The organism is Streptomyces sp. NPDC019396 (assembly GCF_040632375.1).
Classification (GTDB): domain Bacteria; phylum Actinomycetota; class Actinomycetes; order Streptomycetales; family Streptomycetaceae; genus Streptomyces.
Genome location: NZ_JBEYBS010000002.1, coordinates 17,357 through 36,433 on the forward strand (window position 1 = coordinate 17,357; position 19,077 = coordinate 36,433).

Annotated in this window: 10 protein-coding genes and 4 pseudogenes; 7 read left to right on the forward strand and 7 right to left on the reverse strand. The window is 70.6% G+C overall.

Annotated elements, in window-relative coordinates; all coding sequences use genetic code 11:
- Positions 1 to 41: 41 nt before the first annotated feature.
- Together ABZ532_RS02165 and ABZ532_RS02170 are read right to left on the reverse strand one after the other, a co-directional pair.
- Positions 42 to 434, reverse strand: coding sequence for a PIN domain-containing protein (locus ABZ532_RS02165; RefSeq protein WP_361278720.1), 393 nt, complete (start codon positions 432 to 434; stop codon positions 42 to 44).
- The gene (locus tag ABZ532_RS02170; RefSeq protein WP_361278722.1) at positions 431 to 697 is read right to left on the reverse strand and encodes a hypothetical protein; all 267 of its coding nucleotides are present in this window, start codon (positions 695 to 697) and stop codon (positions 431 to 433) included. Before ABZ532_RS02170 ends, ABZ532_RS02165 begins: the two co-directional genes overlap by 4 nt.
- Before the next feature lie 182 nt (positions 698 to 879).
- On the opposite strand from ABZ532_RS02170, the pseudogene ABZ532_RS02175 reads away from it, so the two are divergent.
- Positions 880 to 1,309: pseudogene (locus ABZ532_RS02175) on the forward strand (ATP-dependent helicase); the annotation flags it as partial.
- A 61-nt stretch (positions 1,310 to 1,370) separates the two neighbouring features.
- Here ABZ532_RS02175 and ABZ532_RS02180 read toward each other — a convergent pair.
- Positions 1,371 to 1,759: pseudogene (locus ABZ532_RS02180) on the reverse strand (transposase); the annotation flags it as partial.
- 465 nt (positions 1,760 to 2,224) lie between these two features.
- Here ABZ532_RS02180 and ABZ532_RS02185 point away from each other — a divergent pair.
- Both ABZ532_RS02185 and ABZ532_RS02190 read left to right on the forward strand, forming a co-directional pair.
- A complete protein-coding gene (locus tag ABZ532_RS02185; protein ID WP_361278725.1) occupies positions 2,225 to 4,060 on the forward strand; it encodes an FG-GAP-like repeat-containing protein in 1,836 nt (611 codons plus the stop codon).
- Positions 4,061 to 4,098: 38 nt separating this feature from the next.
- Positions 4,099 to 4,392 carry a hypothetical protein gene (locus ABZ532_RS02190; RefSeq protein ID WP_361278727.1) on the forward strand — a complete coding sequence of 98 codons (294 nt, stop codon included), beginning with the start codon at positions 4,099 to 4,101 and terminating at the stop codon, positions 4,390 to 4,392.
- Positions 4,393 to 4,406: 14 nt separating this feature from the next.
- Here the strand turns inward: ABZ532_RS02190 and ABZ532_RS02195 are convergent.
- A pseudogene (locus tag ABZ532_RS02195) lies at positions 4,407 to 4,778 on the reverse strand (transposase); the annotation flags it as partial.
- Here ABZ532_RS02195 and ABZ532_RS02200 point away from each other — a divergent pair.
- Together ABZ532_RS02200 and ABZ532_RS02205 are read left to right on the forward strand one after the other, a co-directional pair.
- Positions 4,753 to 4,977 (forward strand): hypothetical protein, encoded by a 225-nt coding sequence (locus ABZ532_RS02200; protein ID WP_361279395.1) that lies wholly within the window; start codon positions 4,753 to 4,755, stop codon positions 4,975 to 4,977. The pseudogene ABZ532_RS02195 and the gene ABZ532_RS02200 sit on opposite strands and share 26 nt — an antisense overlap.
- Positions 4,959 to 5,371: pseudogene (locus ABZ532_RS02205) on the forward strand (DNA-binding protein). The gene ABZ532_RS02200 and the pseudogene ABZ532_RS02205 overlap by 19 nt, the downstream one beginning before the upstream one ends.
- A gap of 128 nt (positions 5,372 to 5,499) precedes the next feature.
- Here ABZ532_RS02205 and ABZ532_RS02210 read toward each other — a convergent pair.
- From ABZ532_RS02210 to ABZ532_RS02220, 3 genes are read right to left on the reverse strand one after another with little or no spacing between them, the layout of a single operon-like run.
- Complete coding sequence (locus tag ABZ532_RS02210) at positions 5,500 to 6,246, reverse strand: alpha/beta fold hydrolase (protein ID WP_361278729.1); 747 nt, start codon at positions 6,244 to 6,246, stop codon at positions 5,500 to 5,502.
- Positions 6,243 to 7,241: a TauD/TfdA family dioxygenase gene (locus ABZ532_RS02215; protein WP_361278731.1), complete on the reverse strand. Its 999-nt coding sequence runs from the start codon at positions 7,239 to 7,241 to the stop codon at positions 6,243 to 6,245. Before ABZ532_RS02215 ends, ABZ532_RS02210 begins: the two co-directional genes overlap by 4 nt.
- A 32-nt stretch (positions 7,242 to 7,273) precedes the next feature.
- Positions 7,274 to 8,686 (reverse strand): MDR family MFS transporter, encoded by a 1,413-nt coding sequence (locus ABZ532_RS02220; protein ID WP_361278733.1) that lies wholly within the window; start codon positions 8,684 to 8,686, stop codon positions 7,274 to 7,276.
- A 194-nt stretch (positions 8,687 to 8,880) separates the two neighbouring features.
- Here ABZ532_RS02220 and ABZ532_RS02225 point away from each other — a divergent pair, with 194 nt between their 5' ends.
- Both ABZ532_RS02225 and ABZ532_RS02230 read left to right on the forward strand, forming a co-directional pair.
- Positions 8,881 to 13,938: an amino acid adenylation domain-containing protein gene (locus ABZ532_RS02225; protein ID WP_361278735.1), complete on the forward strand. Its 5,058-nt coding sequence runs from the start codon at positions 8,881 to 8,883 to the stop codon at positions 13,936 to 13,938.
- Positions 13,939 to 13,940: 2 nt separating this feature from the next.
- Positions 13,941 to 19,064, forward strand: a complete 5,124-nt coding sequence (locus ABZ532_RS02230; RefSeq protein ID WP_361278737.1) for a MupA/Atu3671 family FMN-dependent luciferase-like monooxygenase — start codon at positions 13,941 to 13,943, stop codon at positions 19,062 to 19,064.
- Positions 19,065 to 19,077: the final 13 nt, after the last annotated feature.

The window sequence follows — 19,077 nt, forward strand, 5'->3', positions numbered from 1 at the left end:
GCCGTCCGGCTGTCCGCAGTAGTCCGCAGATTTTCCGGAGGTCAGACGGTGCGGATGACTGGAGCGGGCTTGATGTCCTGGGCGTCGATCAGGGCGCGGATGTCGTTCGGGTCGGAAGTCCAGATGATCGCCCCGAGAGTGGCAGCCACAACAACGACGCTGGCGTCGACGATGTCCGCGGTGCCGGCCTTGCCGCACAGAATGCCTGCGGCCTTGGCGGTTTCGAGGCCCACGGGTACAACGTGGCACCCGGCGAGGAACTTGCCGAGCCTGACTTGGCGGCGGGAGTCCCGCCATGCCTGGCTGACGACCACGGAGGGCACGTGGATGTCCCTACCGTCTTCGAGAGCCAGGCTGTGGCGGGCCCACATACGCCGATCGTCGTTGTCGATGGCGATCAGTGCACCGGCGTCGTACACGTAAGGGATGTTCACGCGGCCGATGCCCCGGTGTCGCTGAGGTACTCGGCATCGGCATCGGCCATGTCGGCGCGGGCGGCGGCGAGCTCTTCAGGCGTGAAGGCGCCGTGCTTCGCTTGCCACTCCTGGATCACGGCCCGCCCGGCTCGCAGTCGCAGCTCTCGTTCGGCCGCTCCAGCGACAAGCCGGGAGAGCGGGATGCCTTCCTCCTCGGCGGCACCGGCCAGGGCCTCGACCAGGGATTCATCGAGAGTGATCGTCACCTTCTTGGTAGCCATATCAATACCATAGCGCGGTATGGCGCAGGGGGGCGGGTGATGTCGTCTTGGGTCCGGCCGACAGGCCGCCGTGTCGAGCCGGATCGTGGACCTGTCGTGATTCCAAGGCCGTACTGGGCGACGCACCACGGCCGGAGTGCGTGGTGGGAGGATGCGGGGACTGCGAGAGAGGGGCGGGACGCGTGGGGCGTGGCGAGCGGGGCACGGTCGCGAGGGGAGTCCGACTGCACAGGGCGGCGCAGGCGCTGGCCGGTGACCATGGCACGGCGGTCGAGGCGGTGCGGGCGGCGCTCAAGCCGATCCACGACGCGGCGGTCAAGCGGGAGCTCGACGCCATCCCCGTCGCCCGGCTGCAGGACGTCACTGAAGGACGCCTGTGGCTGGGGAGCATCGAGAAGAGCGGCTTTCCGCACAGTGGGCCGTGTTCTCGAAGCGGGCCCCTATCGGTTGCGACAGATTCCCGGTGTCGGGCAGCGCACTGTCGACCAGATGCTCGCCGCAGCTCGCCGGCTTTCCGAGGCCGTGCACGAGATGGCCGTCCACATCGACGTGGACCGGCCGGAGCCGAGCACCACCGCGCTCGTCATGGCCTTGCAGGTGCTGGTGGAAGCCGCCCCTCCATCACCTTGTCCGTGATCGTGGTGATGGTCTGCTTGGGCACCTCGGCTCCTTAGACCTCGGCCAGATGAGCCGATATCTCCCCGTGGGTCAGGCCATTCGCCGACAGCGAGAGCACCATCTCATCCACACCGGTCAGACGGCGCTGCCGCTTGCGGACGCCCTGCGGCTCGAAGGTGCCAGCGGTGTCCCGGGGCACCTTCACCTCGATCGGACCGACATCGGTCAGCACGGTCTTCGCTCGGGTGCCGTTACGGGAGTTGCCGCTGTTCCTGCCCGTCACGTCGTGCTTGTCGTAGCCGACGTGATCGGTGATCTCGCCCTCCAGGGCGGACTCCAGCACCCGCTTCGTCAGCTGCTGCAGCAGCCCGCCCTCTCCAGTCAGCTGCAGTCCGTCGGAACGGGCATGGTCGACCAGCATCGCGATCAACTGCTCGCCGACACCGCCTCCGCAGCCGACTCGACGACCGCCTCCTCCACGGCCGAATCCTCCAGGATGGTTTCACTCATCAGGCGTCTCCTTGATCATCGGATCCGCGTTGATTAGACACTCCCATACGGACAGAGGGGGCACTTCGGACGCTGAAGTTCCGGATCGCCTGACGTGGGCTTTTCGGGTGTTCTCGGCTGCCGGTGGTGGGTGTCGGGGCAGGGCGAGTGGGGACCGTTGGCAAGGTGTGTTGTCCGGACTGCGGTTCGGGCGTGCCGGCGTAGTGAGCCACCGTGTGGTCTTTCTCGCGTCCGGGTCTGTCTTCTCGTCGGTTCATGTGGGTGAGGCGCTGGCATCGCGCCTTGTCTGAAACGGGGGGCGTCCTCCGACGCGTCCGGGCGTCAACGTCCCGTGGCCACGCGGGTCTGGTGAGAAGAGGGAGAGACGATGACGTCAGAGTGTGTGCCGGGGAGAGTGCGATGACCCGGGCTGGACGCGCCCCGTCGAAGCTGGGGGTAGCGCTGCTGATGGCGGCCGGGCTGGTTCTGGGAACGTTTTCCGGGACCGCGTTGGCTGCGACCGCGACGTTCGCGCCCAAAGTCGACTATCCCACCGGAGCCGACCCGGAGTCAGTTGCGGTGGGTGATCTGGACGGTGACGGCGATCAGGACGTGGTCACCGCCAACTTCTTCGCGGACACGGTGTCGGTGCTGTTGAACAACGGGGACGGCACCTTCGCGACTGCGGTCGACTACCCCGCCGGCGACCGGGCGATCTCGGTGGCCGTCGGTGATCTCGATGGTGACGGCGACCAGGACCTGGCCGTCGCCAACCTCGGGCCGGATACGGTGTCGGTGCTGCTGAACAACGGGGACGGCACGTTCGCCGGCCCCGTCGCCTATCCCACCGGGAGTGGCCCGTCCTCCGTCGCGGTGGGTGACTTCGATGGTGACGGTGACCAGGATCTGGCCGTCGCCAACGGCCCCGCGGGCACGGTGTCGGTGCTGTTGAACAACGGGGACGGCACGTTCGCCGCAGCGGTCGACTACCCCGCCGGCGTTGGGTCGGTCTCGGTGGCGGTAGGGGATCTGGACGGCGACGGTGACCAGGATCTGGCCGTCGCCAACTTCAGCGCGGATACGGTGTCGGTGCTGTTGAACAACGGGGACGGCACGTTCGCCAGCCCCGTCTCCTACCCTACGGGCGATGGGTCGGACTCCGTCGTGGTGGGTGACTTCGATGGTGACGGTGACCAGGATCTGGCCGTCGCCAACGCCAGCGCGGATACGGTGTCGGTGCTGTTGAACAACGGGGACGGCACGTTCGCCGCCGCGGTCGCCTACCCCACCGGCGACAACCCGCTCTCGGTGGCGGTGGGGGATCTGGACGGTGACGGCAACCTGGACCTGGTCACTGCCAACAACAGCGGGGATACGGTGTCGGTGCTGGCGGGCAACGGTGACGGTACCTTCGCCGCCGCGGTCGCCTACCCCACCGGCGACGGCCCGTACTCGGTGGCGGTGGGGGACTTCAACGGCGGCCTGCCGGACCTGGTCACCGCCAACTCCAATGCGAACACGGTGTCGGTGCTGCTGAATACCACCCTGCCAGCCGCGCCGGTGATCACCAGCCCCGCTGACGGGTCCACGATCGATGACAGCACTCCGACGTTCACCGGTACGGGTGGGCCGGGGGACACGATCACCGTCACGGACGAGAACGACAACGTGGTCTGCGTGGCCGTCGTCGACGACATGGGTAACTGGACCTGCACCGCGACCACGCCGATCCCGGACGGGGTACACACCTTCACCCCCACCGCCACCAACGCCGAGGGCAGCACCACCGGCGAGCCGGTGACTGTGACCATCGACACGGTCGAGCCCCCCACCGCGCCGGTGATCATCAGCCCCGCCGACGGGTCCACCATCACCTGCGGCAAACCCTCCCGCCCGTACCCCAGCACGGCCAGCACCCGACGGGGCTGCACCGTGACCTTCACCGGCACCGGCGGGCCCGGGGACAGCATCACCGTCACCGACGAGAACGACACCACCGTGTGCACCGCGATCGTCGACGACTCGGGTAACTGGACCTGCACCTCCCTCACACCCATCGCCCCCGGCCAGCACACCTTCACCCCCACCGCCACCAATGCCCAGGGGAGCACCACCGGCGAGCCGGTGACCGTGACCGTCACCGCACCAGGCAAACCGCACAACCCATGGCCCCACAAACCCCACAAGCCCTATGAGCCATACAAGCCGCACCGGCCCGGTCCCCGGACCCTCACGGCTCCCACCACCGTGCTGTAGGCAGTGTCCGGCGGATCATGAGGCCGTAGGGTCTGACCGTGATTAATCTCCAGGTCCGAGGCGAGAACGGCACGATCGAGGCCCGCGCGAAGCATGGTGTGGTCTGGGGTCCTGAGCTGGCTGGTCTCGATCAGTCGGTGTTTCCGATGCTGGGGCACCTGCTGCCGTACGCGGACACCGTTTTCAACCGCCGGCAGGTGTCGACCCTGTTGGAGGAGGTACCACGGCTGCCTGCAGGCGTGCTGACTGATGAGTTCGCGCGCGAGTTGATCGGGCTGGGGCAGGTGGTTCTCGACGGGCAGGGCTTGTACCTGTGGTTTCTCGGGGACTGAGACTGCAGGCTGGCTCAGCCCCGGAGCCATAACCGGACAGCCGCGGTGGTGACGGTGCCGTGGAAGATGTAGGCCCGCTTGTCGTAGCGGGTGGCAACGGCCCGGGAGTTCTTAAGCCGGTTGATCGTCCGGTCGACTTCGTTGCGACGTTTGTAGAACTCGCTGTCGAAGCCGGTGGGCCGGCCGCCCTCACTGCCACGGCGTTTGCGGTTGGCCCGCTGGTCCTTCGGTTCGGGGATGGTGTGTTTGATCTGGCGCCTTCGCAGATAGCGCCGGTTCCGACGTGAGCTGTATGCCTTGTCGCCGCCCAAGTGTTCCGGCCGAGTACGGGGGCGACCGTCCTGGGGACGGGGAACACGGATCCGTTCGAGGACCTCGATCATCCGGGCGCGGGTGGGCAAGCGGGAGTTCTCCGCGTTCATTGCCGAGGCAGTCGAGCGTGAGCTGCGCGGCCAGGTGCTTGACGAGTATCTGGCGGATTACGAGAGCCGCAAGGGGCCGGTGCCCGAACAGGCTCGTCAGCGGGCGCGGCAGGTCTTCGACGAGGTGTTCGCCGAGGAGGGCGAGTGGCCCGCCGCAAGCTGAGTCACGAGGGGACGCTGGTCCTCGACAGCGAGGGACTCTCGAAGATGCTCGCCGATGACGAGCAGGTGGTGGCGCTGATTGCTGAGCGCGCTCGCGTGGCATGGAGGTTGTGATCAGTGCGCTCACCATTGTCGAGTCCGTCCATGCCCGTATGAACACGTCCCGCCTGAACTGGGTGCTCTCTGGACTGCGGGTTGTCCCGGTGGGCGACGAGGAGGCGCAGGCAGCCTCGAAGCTGCTGATGGATGCCGGACTGCACGGGCACAAGTACGCGATCGATGCGGCGGTCGCCGAGGCCGCGTTGCGACACCATCGCCCGGTGGTCATGTCGACGTCCGATATCGACGACATGGCCAAGCTCTGTGGCGAGCGGGTCCGGCTCGTGGCGGTGTGATTCCTGTGGTCGGGGTGGTCCCGGGGCTCTTCGGCCGGGGGGGGGGGGGCTCGATGCAACCTACGGCCCCGGCGATTTGCTGACCGCTTGGCCGCTGTGAGTGGCGGATCGCAGGCGAGGAGCGGTACTTAGCGCCGGACCAACGCAGCCCGTATGCCTTCCACCACAGGGGCGGGGAAGCCGGTCAGGTAGAAGTGGTCGCCCGGGAACGACCGGGTGGTGAAGGGGGCCGAGGTGTGGGCTGCCCAGTGCTCCATACCGTCCGGGGTGACCGGGTCCTCGTCGCCGGTGAAGGCGGTGATCGGGCAGGAGAGCACGGTGGTGGTATCGCCCGGGTAGGTGGACACCGCCCGGAAGTCACTGCGCAGGACCGGCAGGAAGAGCTCTCTGAGCTCTTCGTTCTCCAGCAGTCCTGGATGGGTGCCGGCGAGTAGCCGCAGTTCGTCGAGGAGTACCTCCTCGCGGTCCCAGTCCTGGGAGCGGCGGGGCTGGGAGGGTGACCGCATTCCGGAGACGATCAGTGCGGACGGTGTGATGCCGTGCTGCTGCTCCAGCCTTCTGGCCGTCTCGAAGGCGACGAGGGCACCCATGCTGTGGCCGAAGAGGGCGGGCGGCGGCTGCGGTGCGGCGGCGATGAGGGTCGCGGCCTCGTCGGCGAGTGTCGCGATGTCCTCGGCCGCCGGCTCGCCGCTGCGGTCCATGCGGCCCGGGTACTGCATGCCCAGCACCTCGACGGCCGGTGAAAGGGCCAGCGAGAGCGCGAAGTAGTAGGGAGCGGAGCCGCCCGCGTGCGGGAAGCAGACCAGTCGGGACGTGGCGTCCGGTGCCTCGTGGAAGGTGCGCAGTACGGGCGTGCGCCGATGCAGGGGGGTCACGTGGTCACCTGCCGGGTGGTGAGGGGATCGGCCATGCCGACGACGATCCGCCGGGGCGGTTCGAAGGGGGCCCGGCCGTGGGCGGTCAGCATGTTGTCGACCAGCAGGACGTCGCCCTGCTGCCAGGGGAACTCGACGAGTTCGGCGGCGTAGGCCGCGCGCAGGGTCTCCAGGACCTCGGCTTCGATCTCCGTACCATCGCCGTAATACGTGTTGTTGGGCAGCGCCTCGGGGCCCAGTGCTTCGACGAGTGCCTCGGCCATGGCGGCGCCCAGGGTGGAGATGTGGAAGAACGTGATGTGGTTGAACCACGTCCATTCCCCGGTGCGGGGGTGCTGGGCCGAAGCGGGGCGCCGCTGGGTGGTGCGGAGCTGGTCGTCGGGGCCCCACCGCGTCGTGATGTCGTTCTGGGCGCAGTAGCGGTCGACCTGGTCCGGATCGCCGGTGCCGAACGCCTCCTGCCAGCTGAGACCCGCGCCATGACCGAAGTTGCGGACGTAGAGATAGCCGCCGCGGTCGGCGAAGCGCTGCCGCACGGTCTCGGGTATGCGGGCGTACACCTTGCGGCAGTCGGCCAGCGGGGTGGCGCCGCCTGAGCCTGGTGCGGTCAGGCAGCAGAAGCAGATGCGCAGGGGCCAGACGACGTTGTACGACTGCTCGTTGTGCAGGTGGATGCGTTCGCGCGCGGGGTGGTCGGTCGAGGTGTACACGTTCTTGTGCACGGCGTGGCGCGGGGATGAGCGCTCCACGTACTCGAGGGGTGCGCCGCAGGCCTTGTGCACGGTGGTCTCGAAGGACTCGGCGGTGACGCCGGAGAACCCGCGCAGCAGCACGGCGCCGTGCCGGTCTACGCGTTCGCGCAGCGGTTCGCTGTGGCTGGACGCCCAGTCCACGAGGTCGAGGCCGGGAGCCACGGGTTCGACGGCCAGCGGCAGCGGACCGCCGTCCGGCAGCGCGGCTCGTTCCGTTACGGCATCCCCGAGGGGGCTGTTCATGGTCACGCCTTCTGTTCGGTCCGGGTCGGCTCTCAGTGGTCCGCGGCGGCTTCCGCCGGGCGCCCGCGCGGCAGCGACCACGTGAGCACCAGAGCCAGGGCGATCAGGCCCGTCACCCACCAGAAGGTGTGGCTGAAGTCGGCCGCTGTGGGGGCGTGCTGTCCGGCCTGGCTCTGGAGCACCACCGCGAAGAGTGCGGTGCCGAAGGAGCCGCCCACACGCTGGAGGATGTTGATGGACGTGGTGGCGCGGGGGATCGAGGCCTTGGGGAGTCCGCCCTGGAACACCGCGGCCATCAGCGGGCCGACGCAGAGTCCGACGCCCGCGCCGCGTACGGCCAGCGCGATCCAGAGCAGCCACACCGGCGGGTCGGCCGGAAGCTGGGTGTACACGAGGGTGCCCAACGCCAGCGTGCCGAGGCCGGCCAGCATGGCGGGCCGGGGGCCGAGCTTGTCGGCCAGCGTGCCGCCCAGGAAGAGCATCAGCAGCAGGCCGATGCCGTTGGGCGCCACGTCCAGTCCGGCCTGCAGCGTGGAGTGGCCCCTGGCCTCCTGGAAGTAGAGCGGAAAGAGATAGACGGCGCCGAAGAAGAAGGCGCCGTACACGGCCATCAGTGCGGCCAGGGTCCGGAACCAGCGGGTGCTGAAGAGCCGCAGATCGATGATCGGGGGGTGCGGTGTGCGCAGGGCGTGCACCACGTAACCCGCCAGCAGGACCGCGCCGATCAGCATCGGGGTGACCACCCCGCTGCCGCCGCCGGTGATCCGGGAGACGCCGAATACCAGCAGGGCGAGCCCCGGGGAGAGCAGCAGCAGCCCGGTGAGGTCGAGGCGCGCCTTGCCCTCCGGCTCGTCGCGCGGGAGGAGCTTGGCGGCGAGCAGTCCGGCGGCCAGGCAGACCGGCAGGTTGATGTAGAAGATCCAGCGCCAGTTCGTCGTCTCCACCAGGAGGCCGCCGAGGGTCGGTCCTATGACCGAGGCGAACTGGGTGGGGATGGTCACCAGGGCCATGGTCCGGCCCACCCGGGAGGGGCCCGCGGCGCGCGCCAGGATGGCCTGGGCGATGGGGACGATCATGCCGCCGCCGAAGCCCTGAACCACCCGGGATGCGATCAGGACCGGGGCGGACCAGGCGAATCCGCAGAACAGTGACGCGGCGAGGAAGAGCCCCATGGCCGTGAGCCACATGGTCCGGGAGCCGAAGCGGTCGATGGCCCAGCCGGTCACCGGAATAACGGTGGCGATTCCGAGGAGATAGCCGGTGATGATCCACTGAATCGTCTCAAGCGGAGTGCTGAATTCAGCACGAATGCTGTCCAGGGCGAGCGACACGATCGTCGCGTCCAAGGCCGCCGCGAAGGTGCCCACCGACATCACGGCGCCGAGTATCAGCAGTGGGCGGTCCAGCTTTGCATCGGCCTTTTCGGACGTGGCTTCGACCGTCACGCGCAACCTCCATCGGCAGTGGTCCTGTGGCAGTCGGCCCGGCCGCTGCTGTGTGCGGATCGCCGCCAACTTCAGCACCATCATGCACAGTTGCGACTGATAATGAAAGATCTTGATCTTGAGTGGCGTCTTCTGGGAAGGTTCTGACTTCGATCTTGAGCGCTGGAACGCCCCTCTGCCGACGGAGACCTGCTATGCCGCGAGTTGAGCCATCCACTCTTGCCGGGATCTTCGAGAAACACACCGATAGGGCACCCGAGCGGCCCGCCCTGGGTTTCGGCTCCGATGAGTGGACTTACTCGCAGCTGGACGCTCGGGCGAATCGGCTGGCCGGCCATCTGGCCGAGCGCGGAGTACGGCCGGGCGCATTCGTCGGGATATGCACCGACCGGCGGTCGGATATGGTCGTCGCGGCTTTGGCGGCGCTCAAATGCGGTGCGGTCTACGTGCCGTTGGACGTGTCGTACCCGGCCGAGCGGCTCGAGTGGATGGCGGCGGACGCCGGGCTCGATCTGGTCGTCACGCGGGAGCCGCACGACAAGCTGCTGCCCTGGGACGACATCCCCGTGGTGCGCCTGGACCGCGACGCCGAGCTGATCGCGGCTTGCCCCGCCGACCGCCCCGGCCGTCAGTCGGCGGCCCAGCCCGCCTGCATGATGTACACCTCCGGGTCGACCGGCCGCCCCAAGGGGGTGCTGACGACCCAGAAAGCCGTCATCAGGCTGGTCGTTGACACGTGCTACATGGATCTCGGGCCCGACGACCGAGTCGGCTTCGGCGGCAACCTCTCCTTCGACGCGAGCGTCCTGGAGATGTGGATGGCGTTGCTCAACGGCGCCTGCCTGGTGGCCATCGAGCGGGATGTGATGCTCTCCGCCCGCCACTTGGCGCGTTTCGTTCGCGAACAGCGGCTCAGCACGGTGTTCGTCACCACCTCGCTCTTCAACGAGTCGGTACGTACCGAGCCTTCGGTCTTCGCCACCGTGCCCCAGCTGATCATCGGGGGTGAGGCGGCCGACCCCGGCAGCGTCAGGACCGCACGCGAGCATCTTCCGCCCGGAGGACGCCTGCTGAGCGGCTACGGTCCGACCGAGGCCAGCACCTTCTCCACCGTCTACGACACGGTCGCGCTTCCGGCGGAGGCCGACAGCGTCCCGATCGGCACCGAGATCGACCAGACACTTCTCTACGTCCTCGACGAGGAACTGCGGCCGGTCCCCGACGGCACCCCGGGCGAGCTGTACATCGGCGGGACCGGGGTCTCCTTCGGCTACTGGCGACGCCCCGAGCGCACCGCGGCCTCCTTCCTCCCCGACCCCTTCGCGGGCGGTGGAGCGCGGATGTACCGCAGCGGGGACCGCGTGACCCGGCGCCCGGACGGAGTACTGGAATTCGGCGGTCGGCTGGACGGCCAGGTGAAGATCCGCGGCTTCCGGATCGAACTGGGCGAGGTGGAGGAGGCGCTGCGGGCGCACCCGGCGGTGGTCGCCGCCGTCGCCACCGTGCGCGAGGACCGGCCGGGCGACAAGCGTCTGGTCGGCTATGTCGTCCCCACGGGACCTTCAGGGGACCAACCCGCGCACGAGAACGCGGTCGCCGGTGAACGGGCCGGGCTTGTCGACGAGATCGGTGAGTTCGTCCGCGGAAGGCTCCCGGCCCAGCTCGTGCCGAGCGCCCTGGTCGTACTCGACCGGATCCCGCTCAACCCCAACGGCAAGGCAGACCGTGCCGCGCTCCCCGCCCCGGTGGCGCGCACGGCAACGGACGGTGGGACGCCGGGGGAGCGGGACGCCACCGAGGAGGCGATCGCGCGGATCTGGGCCGAGGCCCTGGGCGTCGACGAGGTCGCCGCCGACCGGAACTTCTTCGACCTGGGCGGCCACTCCCTGATCGCCACCCAGGTGGTCGCGCGGATCCGTGAGGCCCACGGGGTCGACCTGCCGATGCGGCTGATGTTCGAGGGCCGGACGGTGGGCGAGCTCGCCGACGCCGTACGGCAGGCCGAGGCGGAACGGGAGGGAAGCGCGCGGCTGCTGCCGATCCCCGGACGCGACGACCCGACGCGGGGTCTGCCTTCCTTCGGAGAGGAGCAGTTCCTCTTCCTCGACGAACTGAGGCCGGGCAACGCCGCGTACAACAACGCCTTCGCCTACCGGCTGCGAGGCCCCCTGGACGCCGGGACCCTGCGGGCCGCGCTGAAAGCCCTCGCCGAGCGGCACGAGGCACTGCGTACCTCCTTCGTCAGCACGGGGGAGACGCGCCTGGCGATCGTGGCGGACGCCGGCGAGGTCACCCTTGAGCTGCGGACCGCCGTGCCGCACCACCCCGGGGACGAGGAAGCACTGCGGGCCACGCTGCTCGAAGAGGCCTACCGCCCCTTCGACCTGGGCAGCGCGCCGCTGGTACGGGCTCTTGTGGTGCCGCTCGGCGACGAGGACCACGTACTCCAGCTCACCGTGCACGAGATCGTCGCCGACGCCTGGTCGCTGAGGGTGCTCTTCGAGGACCTGAGCGCGCTGTACGCGGGCCGTCTCCTGCCGGTACCGGCCGAACCCGCGCCCGGATACCGCGACTTCGCGCAATGGCAGCGTGACCGCCTCGCCGGCGAAGGAGCGGCCGGGGGAACCGGCGGGGACCTCGCCGGTCAGCTGGATTTCTGGCGCCGGCAGCTGTCCGGGGCGCCCGAGGTGCTGGCACTGCCCACGGACCGGCCGCGTCCCGCCGCACAGTCGTTCGGCGGCGGCACCCACCACTTCACCCTGGACGCCGGGCTGGTCACCGCGATCGAGGAGCTGGCCAGGGAACACGAGGCCAGCGTGTTCATGGTGCTGCTCGGCGGGGTCAAGGCCGTGCTTCACCGCTACACCGGGCAGGACGATCTCGTCGTCGGCTCGCCGGTCGCCGGCCGGCTGCGGCCGGAACTCGACAGGGTGGTCGGCTTCCTGGTCAACACCCTGGCGCTGCGGACCTCACTGGCCGGGGACCCGAGCTTCGCCGAACTGGTCGGCCGGGTGCGGGAGACGGCGCTGTCGGCCTTCGCCCACCAGGAGGTGCCCTTCGAGCGGCTGACGGCGGAGCTGGCGCCCTCCCGCAGCCTCAGCCACAGCCCGCTCGTACAGGTCCTGTTCTCGCTGCACACCATGCCGGGCGAAGGGCTGGCGCTGCCCGGGGTGGAGCGCGAACCGCTGCCGTCCGACTTCTGCGCCACCCAGTTCGACCTGACCTTCACCCTGGAGCAACGGCCCGACGGCACCATCGCGGGAGCCGTGGTCTACAGCACCGACCTCTTCGACGAGGCGACCGTCGACCGGCTGACCGGTCATCTCACCACCCTGATCCGGGGCGCCGTCGCCGCGCCGCAATCCCCCGTCTCCGCGCTGCCGCTGCTCACCGCGCCGGAGCAGGACCGGCTGCGCGGGCTCAACGCCACCGAACGGCGTCCGGCGCAGGACGCACCGAGGCTGCTGCACGAGGTCGTGGAGGAGCAGGCCCGGCGCACCCCCGGGTCAACAGCCCTCGTGTACGAGGGCCAGCGGCTGAGCTATGCCGAGCTGAACGAACGCGCGAACCGGCTCGCCCGCCATCTGGTGGCGGGCGGTGTGGGCCCCGAGCGGATCGTCGCCGTCGCCCTCGAGCGCGGCCCGGACGTGCCCGTCGCCATGCTCGCCACGCTCAAGGCGGGCGGCGCCTACCTCCCCGTCGACCCCGCCTATCCCCGCGACCGCCGCGCGTACATGCTGGAGCACTCCAAGCCGGCCGTCGTGCTCTCCGGGACCCTGCCGGACACCCGGGAGCTGTCCGGAGACGACCTGCACACCCCGGTCGACCCCCGGCACCCCGCATATGTGATCTACACCTCCGGCTCCACCGGCCGGCCCAAGGGCGTCGTCATCCCGCACGCGGGAGTCGTCAACCTGATCACCGACCCCCACTACGACGCGCTGGTGCCCCAGGGCTGCCGGGCCGCGGTGTGGGCCAGCTTCAGCTTCGACGCCTCGGTCTACGCGCTGTTCCCCGCGCTCGCCCGCGGCTGCGAGGTGCACCTGGCGCCCGAGCGGGCCCGTACCACCCCCGAGGACCATCTGGACTGGCTGACCGAGCACGGCATCGAGAGCACGTTCCTCGCGCCGTACATGGCCCCCGAGGCGGCGCGCCGCAGCGGTCTTCCGCTGCGCGGCATCAGCGTCGGCGCCGAGCCGGTCTCCGTCGAGGCGCTGCGGCAGCTCTCCGGGCGGCTGCGGGACGACTGCCTGGTCGTCAACGCCTACGGCCCGACCGAGGCGAGCGTCAGCGCCAGCATGTACCCGGTGCCCGTCCCCTTCCCCGCGGAGCTGTCCGGATCCGGCAGCCTGCCGATCGGCCGGGCCCTCCAGAACGTGCGGTTGCATGTGCTCGACGCGTCTGGTGCCCAGGTGCCCGACGGTGTCACGGGAGAACTGTGGATCGCCGGCGACGGACTGGCCCGCGGCTATCTCGGCGACCCGGCACAGACCGCCGACCGGTTCCGCCCCGACCCCTTCGGCCCGCCCGGCACCCGGATGTACCGGACGGGCGACCTGGCCTACCGCAGGGCCGACGGGGAGCTGGTCTTCGCGGGCCGCGGCGACCGGCAGCTCAAGCTGCACGGGCTGCGGGTGGAGCCGGGCGAGATCGAGGCCGCGGCCGAACGCCACCCCTCGGTCACCGCCGCCCATGTCACCCTGCGCGGTGGCGGTCTGGTCGGCTACCTGGAGGTGCCGGACCCCAACGGATTCGACCTCGACGAGCTGCGCGCCTCGCTGACCGCCACCCTCCCGCAGTCCGTGGTCCCGGGCCGCCTCGTGGTGCTGTCCGAACTGCCGCTGTCACCCAACGGCAAGCTCGACCCGGCACTGCTGCCCGACCCCGGGGAGCTGCACACCCCGCGCGGGCGGGCCCCCCGGACCGCGACCGAGCGTCAGCTGGCGGAGCTCTGGGACGAGCTCCTCGACACCCGGCAGCCGACCACGCAGGACAGGTTCTTCCAGCTCGGCGGGGATTCCCTGAAGGCCGCCAGGCTGGCGCGCCGACTCTCCCAGGTCTACCCGCTCCCCGTACCCGTACTGCTCCAGCTCGTGTTGCAGCAGGAGACCCTCGGCGAGCTCGCCGCGGGCCTGGACGCGGCCCTGGAAGGCAGTCGCAGCGCCCCGCCACCCGGCCCCGCGCCGCTGCGACCGGCCGCGCGCCGCAGCCTTGCCGAACTACTCACCGACGACGCTGCGGAAGAGAGCTGACCATGGCCGAGATACGTAGTGCCCGGATGTCCTTCGCGCAGGAGCGCTTCTGGTTCCTGGAGCAGATCGCGCCCGAACAGGCGGTCTACCAGGTGCCCGCGGCGCTGCGGCTGCGAGGCGCCCTGGACGAGGCGGCGCTGAGCCGGGCCCTGACCACGGTGGTGGCCAGGCACGAGGCGCTGCGCACGCGCTTCACCGAGGCCGCCGGGCGCACCTTCCAGGTGGTGGAGGACACCGCCGAGGTCGCCCTGGAACGTACGGAGAGCACCGAAGCGGAGCTTCCCGCAGTGCTCCAGACCTGGGCCGGCCGCCCCTTCGACCTGGGCCGGGCCCCGCTGCTGCGCGCGCTGCTCGTCCGGCTCGGCGCAGAGGACCACGCACTGCTGCTGATGGCCCATCACATCATCGCCGACGGGGCGTCGATGGATATCGTCCTGGCGGAGCTGAGCGCCTTCTACCGCGAGGAGGACCTGCCGGCGGAGCCTCCCCTCCACTACGCCGACTACGCGATGTGGCAGCGGGAGCAGCTGTCGGGACCCGCACTCGAGGAGAGTCTCGGTTTCTGGCGGGAGCGTCTCGCGGACCTGCCCGAGCTGCTCGAACTCCCCGCCGACCGCACCCGCCCCGCCCGGCAGAGCTATGCGGGGGCCACCCACCGGTTCGAGTTCGGCGACGAGCTGACCGCGGCCGTGACCCGGTTCGGCGCGGAGCGCGGCGCCACCCCGTACATGACGATGCTCGCGGGCTTCCTGGCCTTCGTGCACCGCAGCACCGGTCGCTCCGACCTGGTGGTGGGCACCCCGGTGGACGGCCGCTCCGACCCCCAACTGGAGCGGGTGGTCGGCGCATTCACCAACACCATGGCGATGCGCAGTGAGGTCACCGGGGGCCTGACCTTCGGTGAAATCGTCGACCGGGTGCGGGCGGACGCGCTCGCCTGCTACCCCTACGCGGACATGCCGTTCGAGAAGCTGGTGGACGAGCTCCAGCCGTCCCGACAGCTCAGCCATTCCCCGATCATCCAGCTGATGTTCGCGTGGTACGAGACCGGCGACCGCACTCTGCGGATCCCCGGTCTCGACGCCGAGTGGCTGGGGCTCGACTACGGCTCCGTCACCCTCGACCTGATCCTGACGGTGGAACGGCACGCCTCGGGCGCCACCGGAGTGCTCGAATACAACACCGACCTCTTCGACGCCGGCACGATCAGGCGGTTCGCCGAACAGCTCACCACGCTGCTGTCCGGCGCGGTCGCCGAGCCCGGGACACCTATCGCGCGGCTGCCGATGACCACGGAAGCCGACGCCGACGCCGTCCGCCGCCTCAACGACACCGCGCGGGACTACCCGAACCGCGAACTGGTGCACGAGCGGATCGCCGAGCAGGCCCGCCGCACCCCGGAGGCCACCGCGCTGATCAGCGGCGACACCAGACTCAGCTACGCCGAGCTCAATTCCCGGGCCAACCGCCTCGCTCGGCGGCTGATCGGCCGGGGAGCGGGCCCCGAGCAGCTCGTGGCCGTGGCGATGCGCCGCACCGAAGACCTGCCGGTCGCACTGCTCGCGGTGCTCAAGACGGGCGCCGGGTATGTGCCGGTGGATCCGGACTACCCCGAGCGGCGCCGCCGGCAGATGCTCGCGGACTCCGGGGCCTCCCTTGTGCTGACCGGTACGGAGCTGCTGGACGGGGACGGTGCGCACCCGCTGGACGGAGACGCCGCGGGGCCGCTGGACGCGGCCGGTGCGGAGCCGGACGTCAGCTCCGCGGTGCGGCCGGAGAACCCGGCGTACGTCATCTACACCTCCGGCTCCACCGGCACCCCCAAGGGCGTCACGGTGCCGCACGGCGCCCTCACCAACTTCCTGCACGCCATGGACGAGCACATCACCGCGGCCGAGGGCTCGGTGTGGCTGGCGACCACCAGCATCTCCTTCGACATCGCGGGCCTCGAACTGCTGTGGACGCTGGCGCGCGGCGTCACCGTCGTGCTCCAGGGCGAGGAGCGCTCGGCGCCCCGCCCCGCGGTGGACTTCAGCCTCTTCTACTTCGCCAGCGCGGAGGGCGACCAGGGCCACGAGCCGTACCGGCTGCTCCTGGAGGGCGCGAAGTACGCGGACGAGCACGGTTTCGCGGGAGTGTGGACGCCCGAGCGGCACTTCAACCCCTTCGGCGGGCTGTACCCGAACCCCTCCGTGACCGGTGCCGCCGTCGCGGCGGTGACCCGGCGGATCGCCGTCCGGGCGGGCAGCGTGGTGCTGCCTCTCCAGGACCCGCTGCGGGTCGCCGAGGAATGGGCGGTCGTGGACGGGCTCTCCGGCGGCCGGGCCGAAGTGTCCTTCGCCTCCGGGTGGCTGGCCGACGACTTCGTACTCGCCCCCGGCCGGCATGCCGACCGCAAGCGCGTGCTCCTGGAGGGGATGGACACCGTACGCGCCCTCTGGCGCGGCGAAGCGGTGGAGAGGGACAACGGCGCGGGAGCCACCATCGAGGTGCGCACCCATCCGCGGCCGGCCCGCGGCGGGCTGCCCGTCTGGCTGACGTCGTCCGGCGACCCGGCCACCTTCGAGGAGGCCGGCCGTGCGGGCGTACATCTGCTCACCCATCTGCTCGGCCAGAGCCTGGAGGAGCTCGGCGAGAAGGTGGCCCGCTACCGCCGGGCCTGGGACGAGGCGGGCCACCCGGGCCGCGGCCGGGTGGCGCTGATGGTGCACACGGCCGTCGACGGCGACGCGGAGGCGGTGCGGGAGCGGGCCCGCAAGCCGTTCGTCGGCTATCTGCGCAGCTCCCTGGGCCTGGTGAAGCGGCTGCTCAGCGACCAGGACGCGGCGGATCTCGAGGCGCTGCCGCCCGAGGAGCTGGATGTGCTCCTGGAGCGCTACTACGACCGGTTCGCCAGCGAGGCCGGGCTCTTCGGGTCTCCGGAGACATGCGAGCCGATGGTGGGGCGGATCGCGGCCGCCGGGGTCGACGAGATCGCCTGCCTCATCGACTTCGGCATCGACCCGGAGCAGGTCCTCGCCTCGCTGCCCCATCTGGACGACCTTCGAGCCCGCTGGGCACGGTCCGCCGCGCAGGCGGGTCCCCAGGAGGACCACTCGGTGCTCGCCCAGCTCGCCCGGCACGGTGCGACCCATCTCCAGTGCACGCCGTCGCTGGCGCTCGCGCTGGCCGAGACCGACGCCGGACTCGCCACGCTGGAGAAGCTGGAGCAGCTCGTGATCGGGGGAGAGGCATTCCCCGCCGCGCTCGCGGGCAGGCTCTCCGAGACCCTGCGGGGCCGGGTGCTCAACATGTACGGCCCCACGGAGACCACCGTCTGGTCCAGCGCGCAGCCGGTGACGGGCGACGGACCGCCGCCGATCGGACGCCCCGTCGCCAACACCCGCTTCCACCTGGTCGGTCAGGACGGCGAGCCGGTGCCCGTGGGCACCCCGGGCGAGCTGCTGATCGGCGGCGACAGCGTGGCGCGCGGGTACTGGGGCCGGCCGGCGCTGACCGCCGAGCGGTTCGTCCCCGACCCGTACGGCCCGCCGGGAGCGCGTCTCTACCGCACGGGAGACCTCGCGGTGCTGCGACCGGACGGAACCCTGGAGTACCGGGGACGCATCGACGACCAGGTCAAGCTACGCGGGCGGCGGATCGAACTCGGGGAGATCGAGGCGCACATCGAGGCCTTCCCCGCCGTGGACCGGGCCATCACCGGTGTGGTGGGGGAGGGGGACCGGGCGGCGCTGGCCGCCTGGATACGCCCTCGGGGCGCCGCCCTCACCGCCGCGGAAGCCGGCGACCCGGAGCTGATCCCGCTTCCGACGGGCGGCGTGGTCGCCACCGGGGACCGCCGGGCCGCCGCCGAGATCCACAAGGAGATCTTCGAGGACGGGGACTACCTGGGAGACGGCTTCCTGCGCCTGTGGGACGGCATGACCGTGCTGGACGCGGGCGCCAACGTGGGCGGCACCACGCTGTGGGCGCACCGGAGTTGCCGACCCGCGCGGATCCTCTCCGTCGAACCGATCCCGCCGACCTTCGACCGGCTCAGCCGCACCGTGCGGGCCAACGGCATCGACGCGGTGCTGGTCAACGCGGGTCTCGCCGACACCCCCGGCACGGCCGAGTTCACCTACTACCCGGCGCTGACCGGCCTGTCCGGCCGCTATGCGGACCCTGTGGCCGACCGCAGGCGGGCGGCGGTGCTGATGCCGTCGGCGGACTCAGAGGACGTGGACGCCTTCCTGGCGGAGCAGTACCGCAGCGAGCGGTTCACCTGCCGGCTCACCACCCTGCACGAGCTGATCGCCGAGCACGGCCTCGCCGACATCGGCCTGCTGAAGGTGGATGTGGAGCGGGCCGAACTGGACGTGCTCGCCGGTCTCGACGACGCCGACTGGCCACGGGTACGGCAGGTGGCCGTCGAGGTCGAGGGAGACGTACGGCGGGACGAGGTGCTGGCCGAGCTGGAGCGGCACGGTTTCGAGACCGCGAGCCGGACGATCCTCAGCGAACTCGAGGTGGGGATCGTCTACGGCCGCCGACCGGACATGACCGGGGCCGAGCTGCCCGTCGCCACGCCGGCCGAGGCGCCGCCGGACCTCGACCGGCTCCGTGAGCACCTGCGCCGCAGCCTGCCGGCCTACATGGTGCCGGAGCACCTGACCCTGCTGACCGCCTTCCCGACGACTCCGAACGGCAAGGTGGACCGGAAGGCGCTGGCCGCCGCACCCGCGCAGCCGGACGCGGCGGCAGGCCGGACCGCGGCTCCGGTGGCCCCGCGCAGCGCGCTGGAACGCCGGCTCGCCGAGGTGTGGTGCTCGGTGCTCGGGGTGGAGCGGATCGGCATCCACGAGAACTTCTTCGACGCGGGCGGCAACTCGCTGCTGCTCATCCGGGTGCACGCACGCCTGGCCGAGCTGGTCGGCACCGGCACCGGAACAGCGCCCCGGCTCGTGGACCTGTTCGCGTATCCCACGATCGCGGCACTCGCCGCGCACATGGGGGACCGGCAGTCCGCGGATGCGTCCGGGACGGGCGCGAAGCACACGACCGGCCAGGACGCCACGGACACCACCGGCCGGCGCACGGCGCGCAACCGGTTCCACCGGCGCAGGAAAGCGGGGACGGATGGCTGACGGGGGACAGAGA

Excerpts from the sequence above, each read along its gene's own strand:
- ABZ532_RS02215 (WP_361278731.1), bottom strand. The coding sequence starts at position 7,241 with ATGAACAGCCCCCTCGGGGATGCCGTAACGGAACGAGCCGCGCTGCCG.
- ABZ532_RS02185 (WP_361278725.1), top strand. The coding sequence starts at position 2,225 with ATGACCCGGGCTGGACGCGCCCCGTCGAAGCTGGGGGTAGCGCTGCTG.
- ABZ532_RS02170 (WP_361278722.1), bottom strand. The coding sequence starts at position 697 with ATGGCTACCAAGAAGGTGACGATCACTCTCGATGAATCCCTGGTCGAG.
- ABZ532_RS02230 (WP_361278737.1), top strand. The coding sequence starts at position 13,941 with ATGGCCGAGATACGTAGTGCCCGGATGTCCTTCGCGCAGGAGCGCTTC.
- ABZ532_RS02225 (WP_361278735.1), top strand. The coding sequence starts at position 8,881 with ATGCCGCGAGTTGAGCCATCCACTCTTGCCGGGATCTTCGAGAAACAC.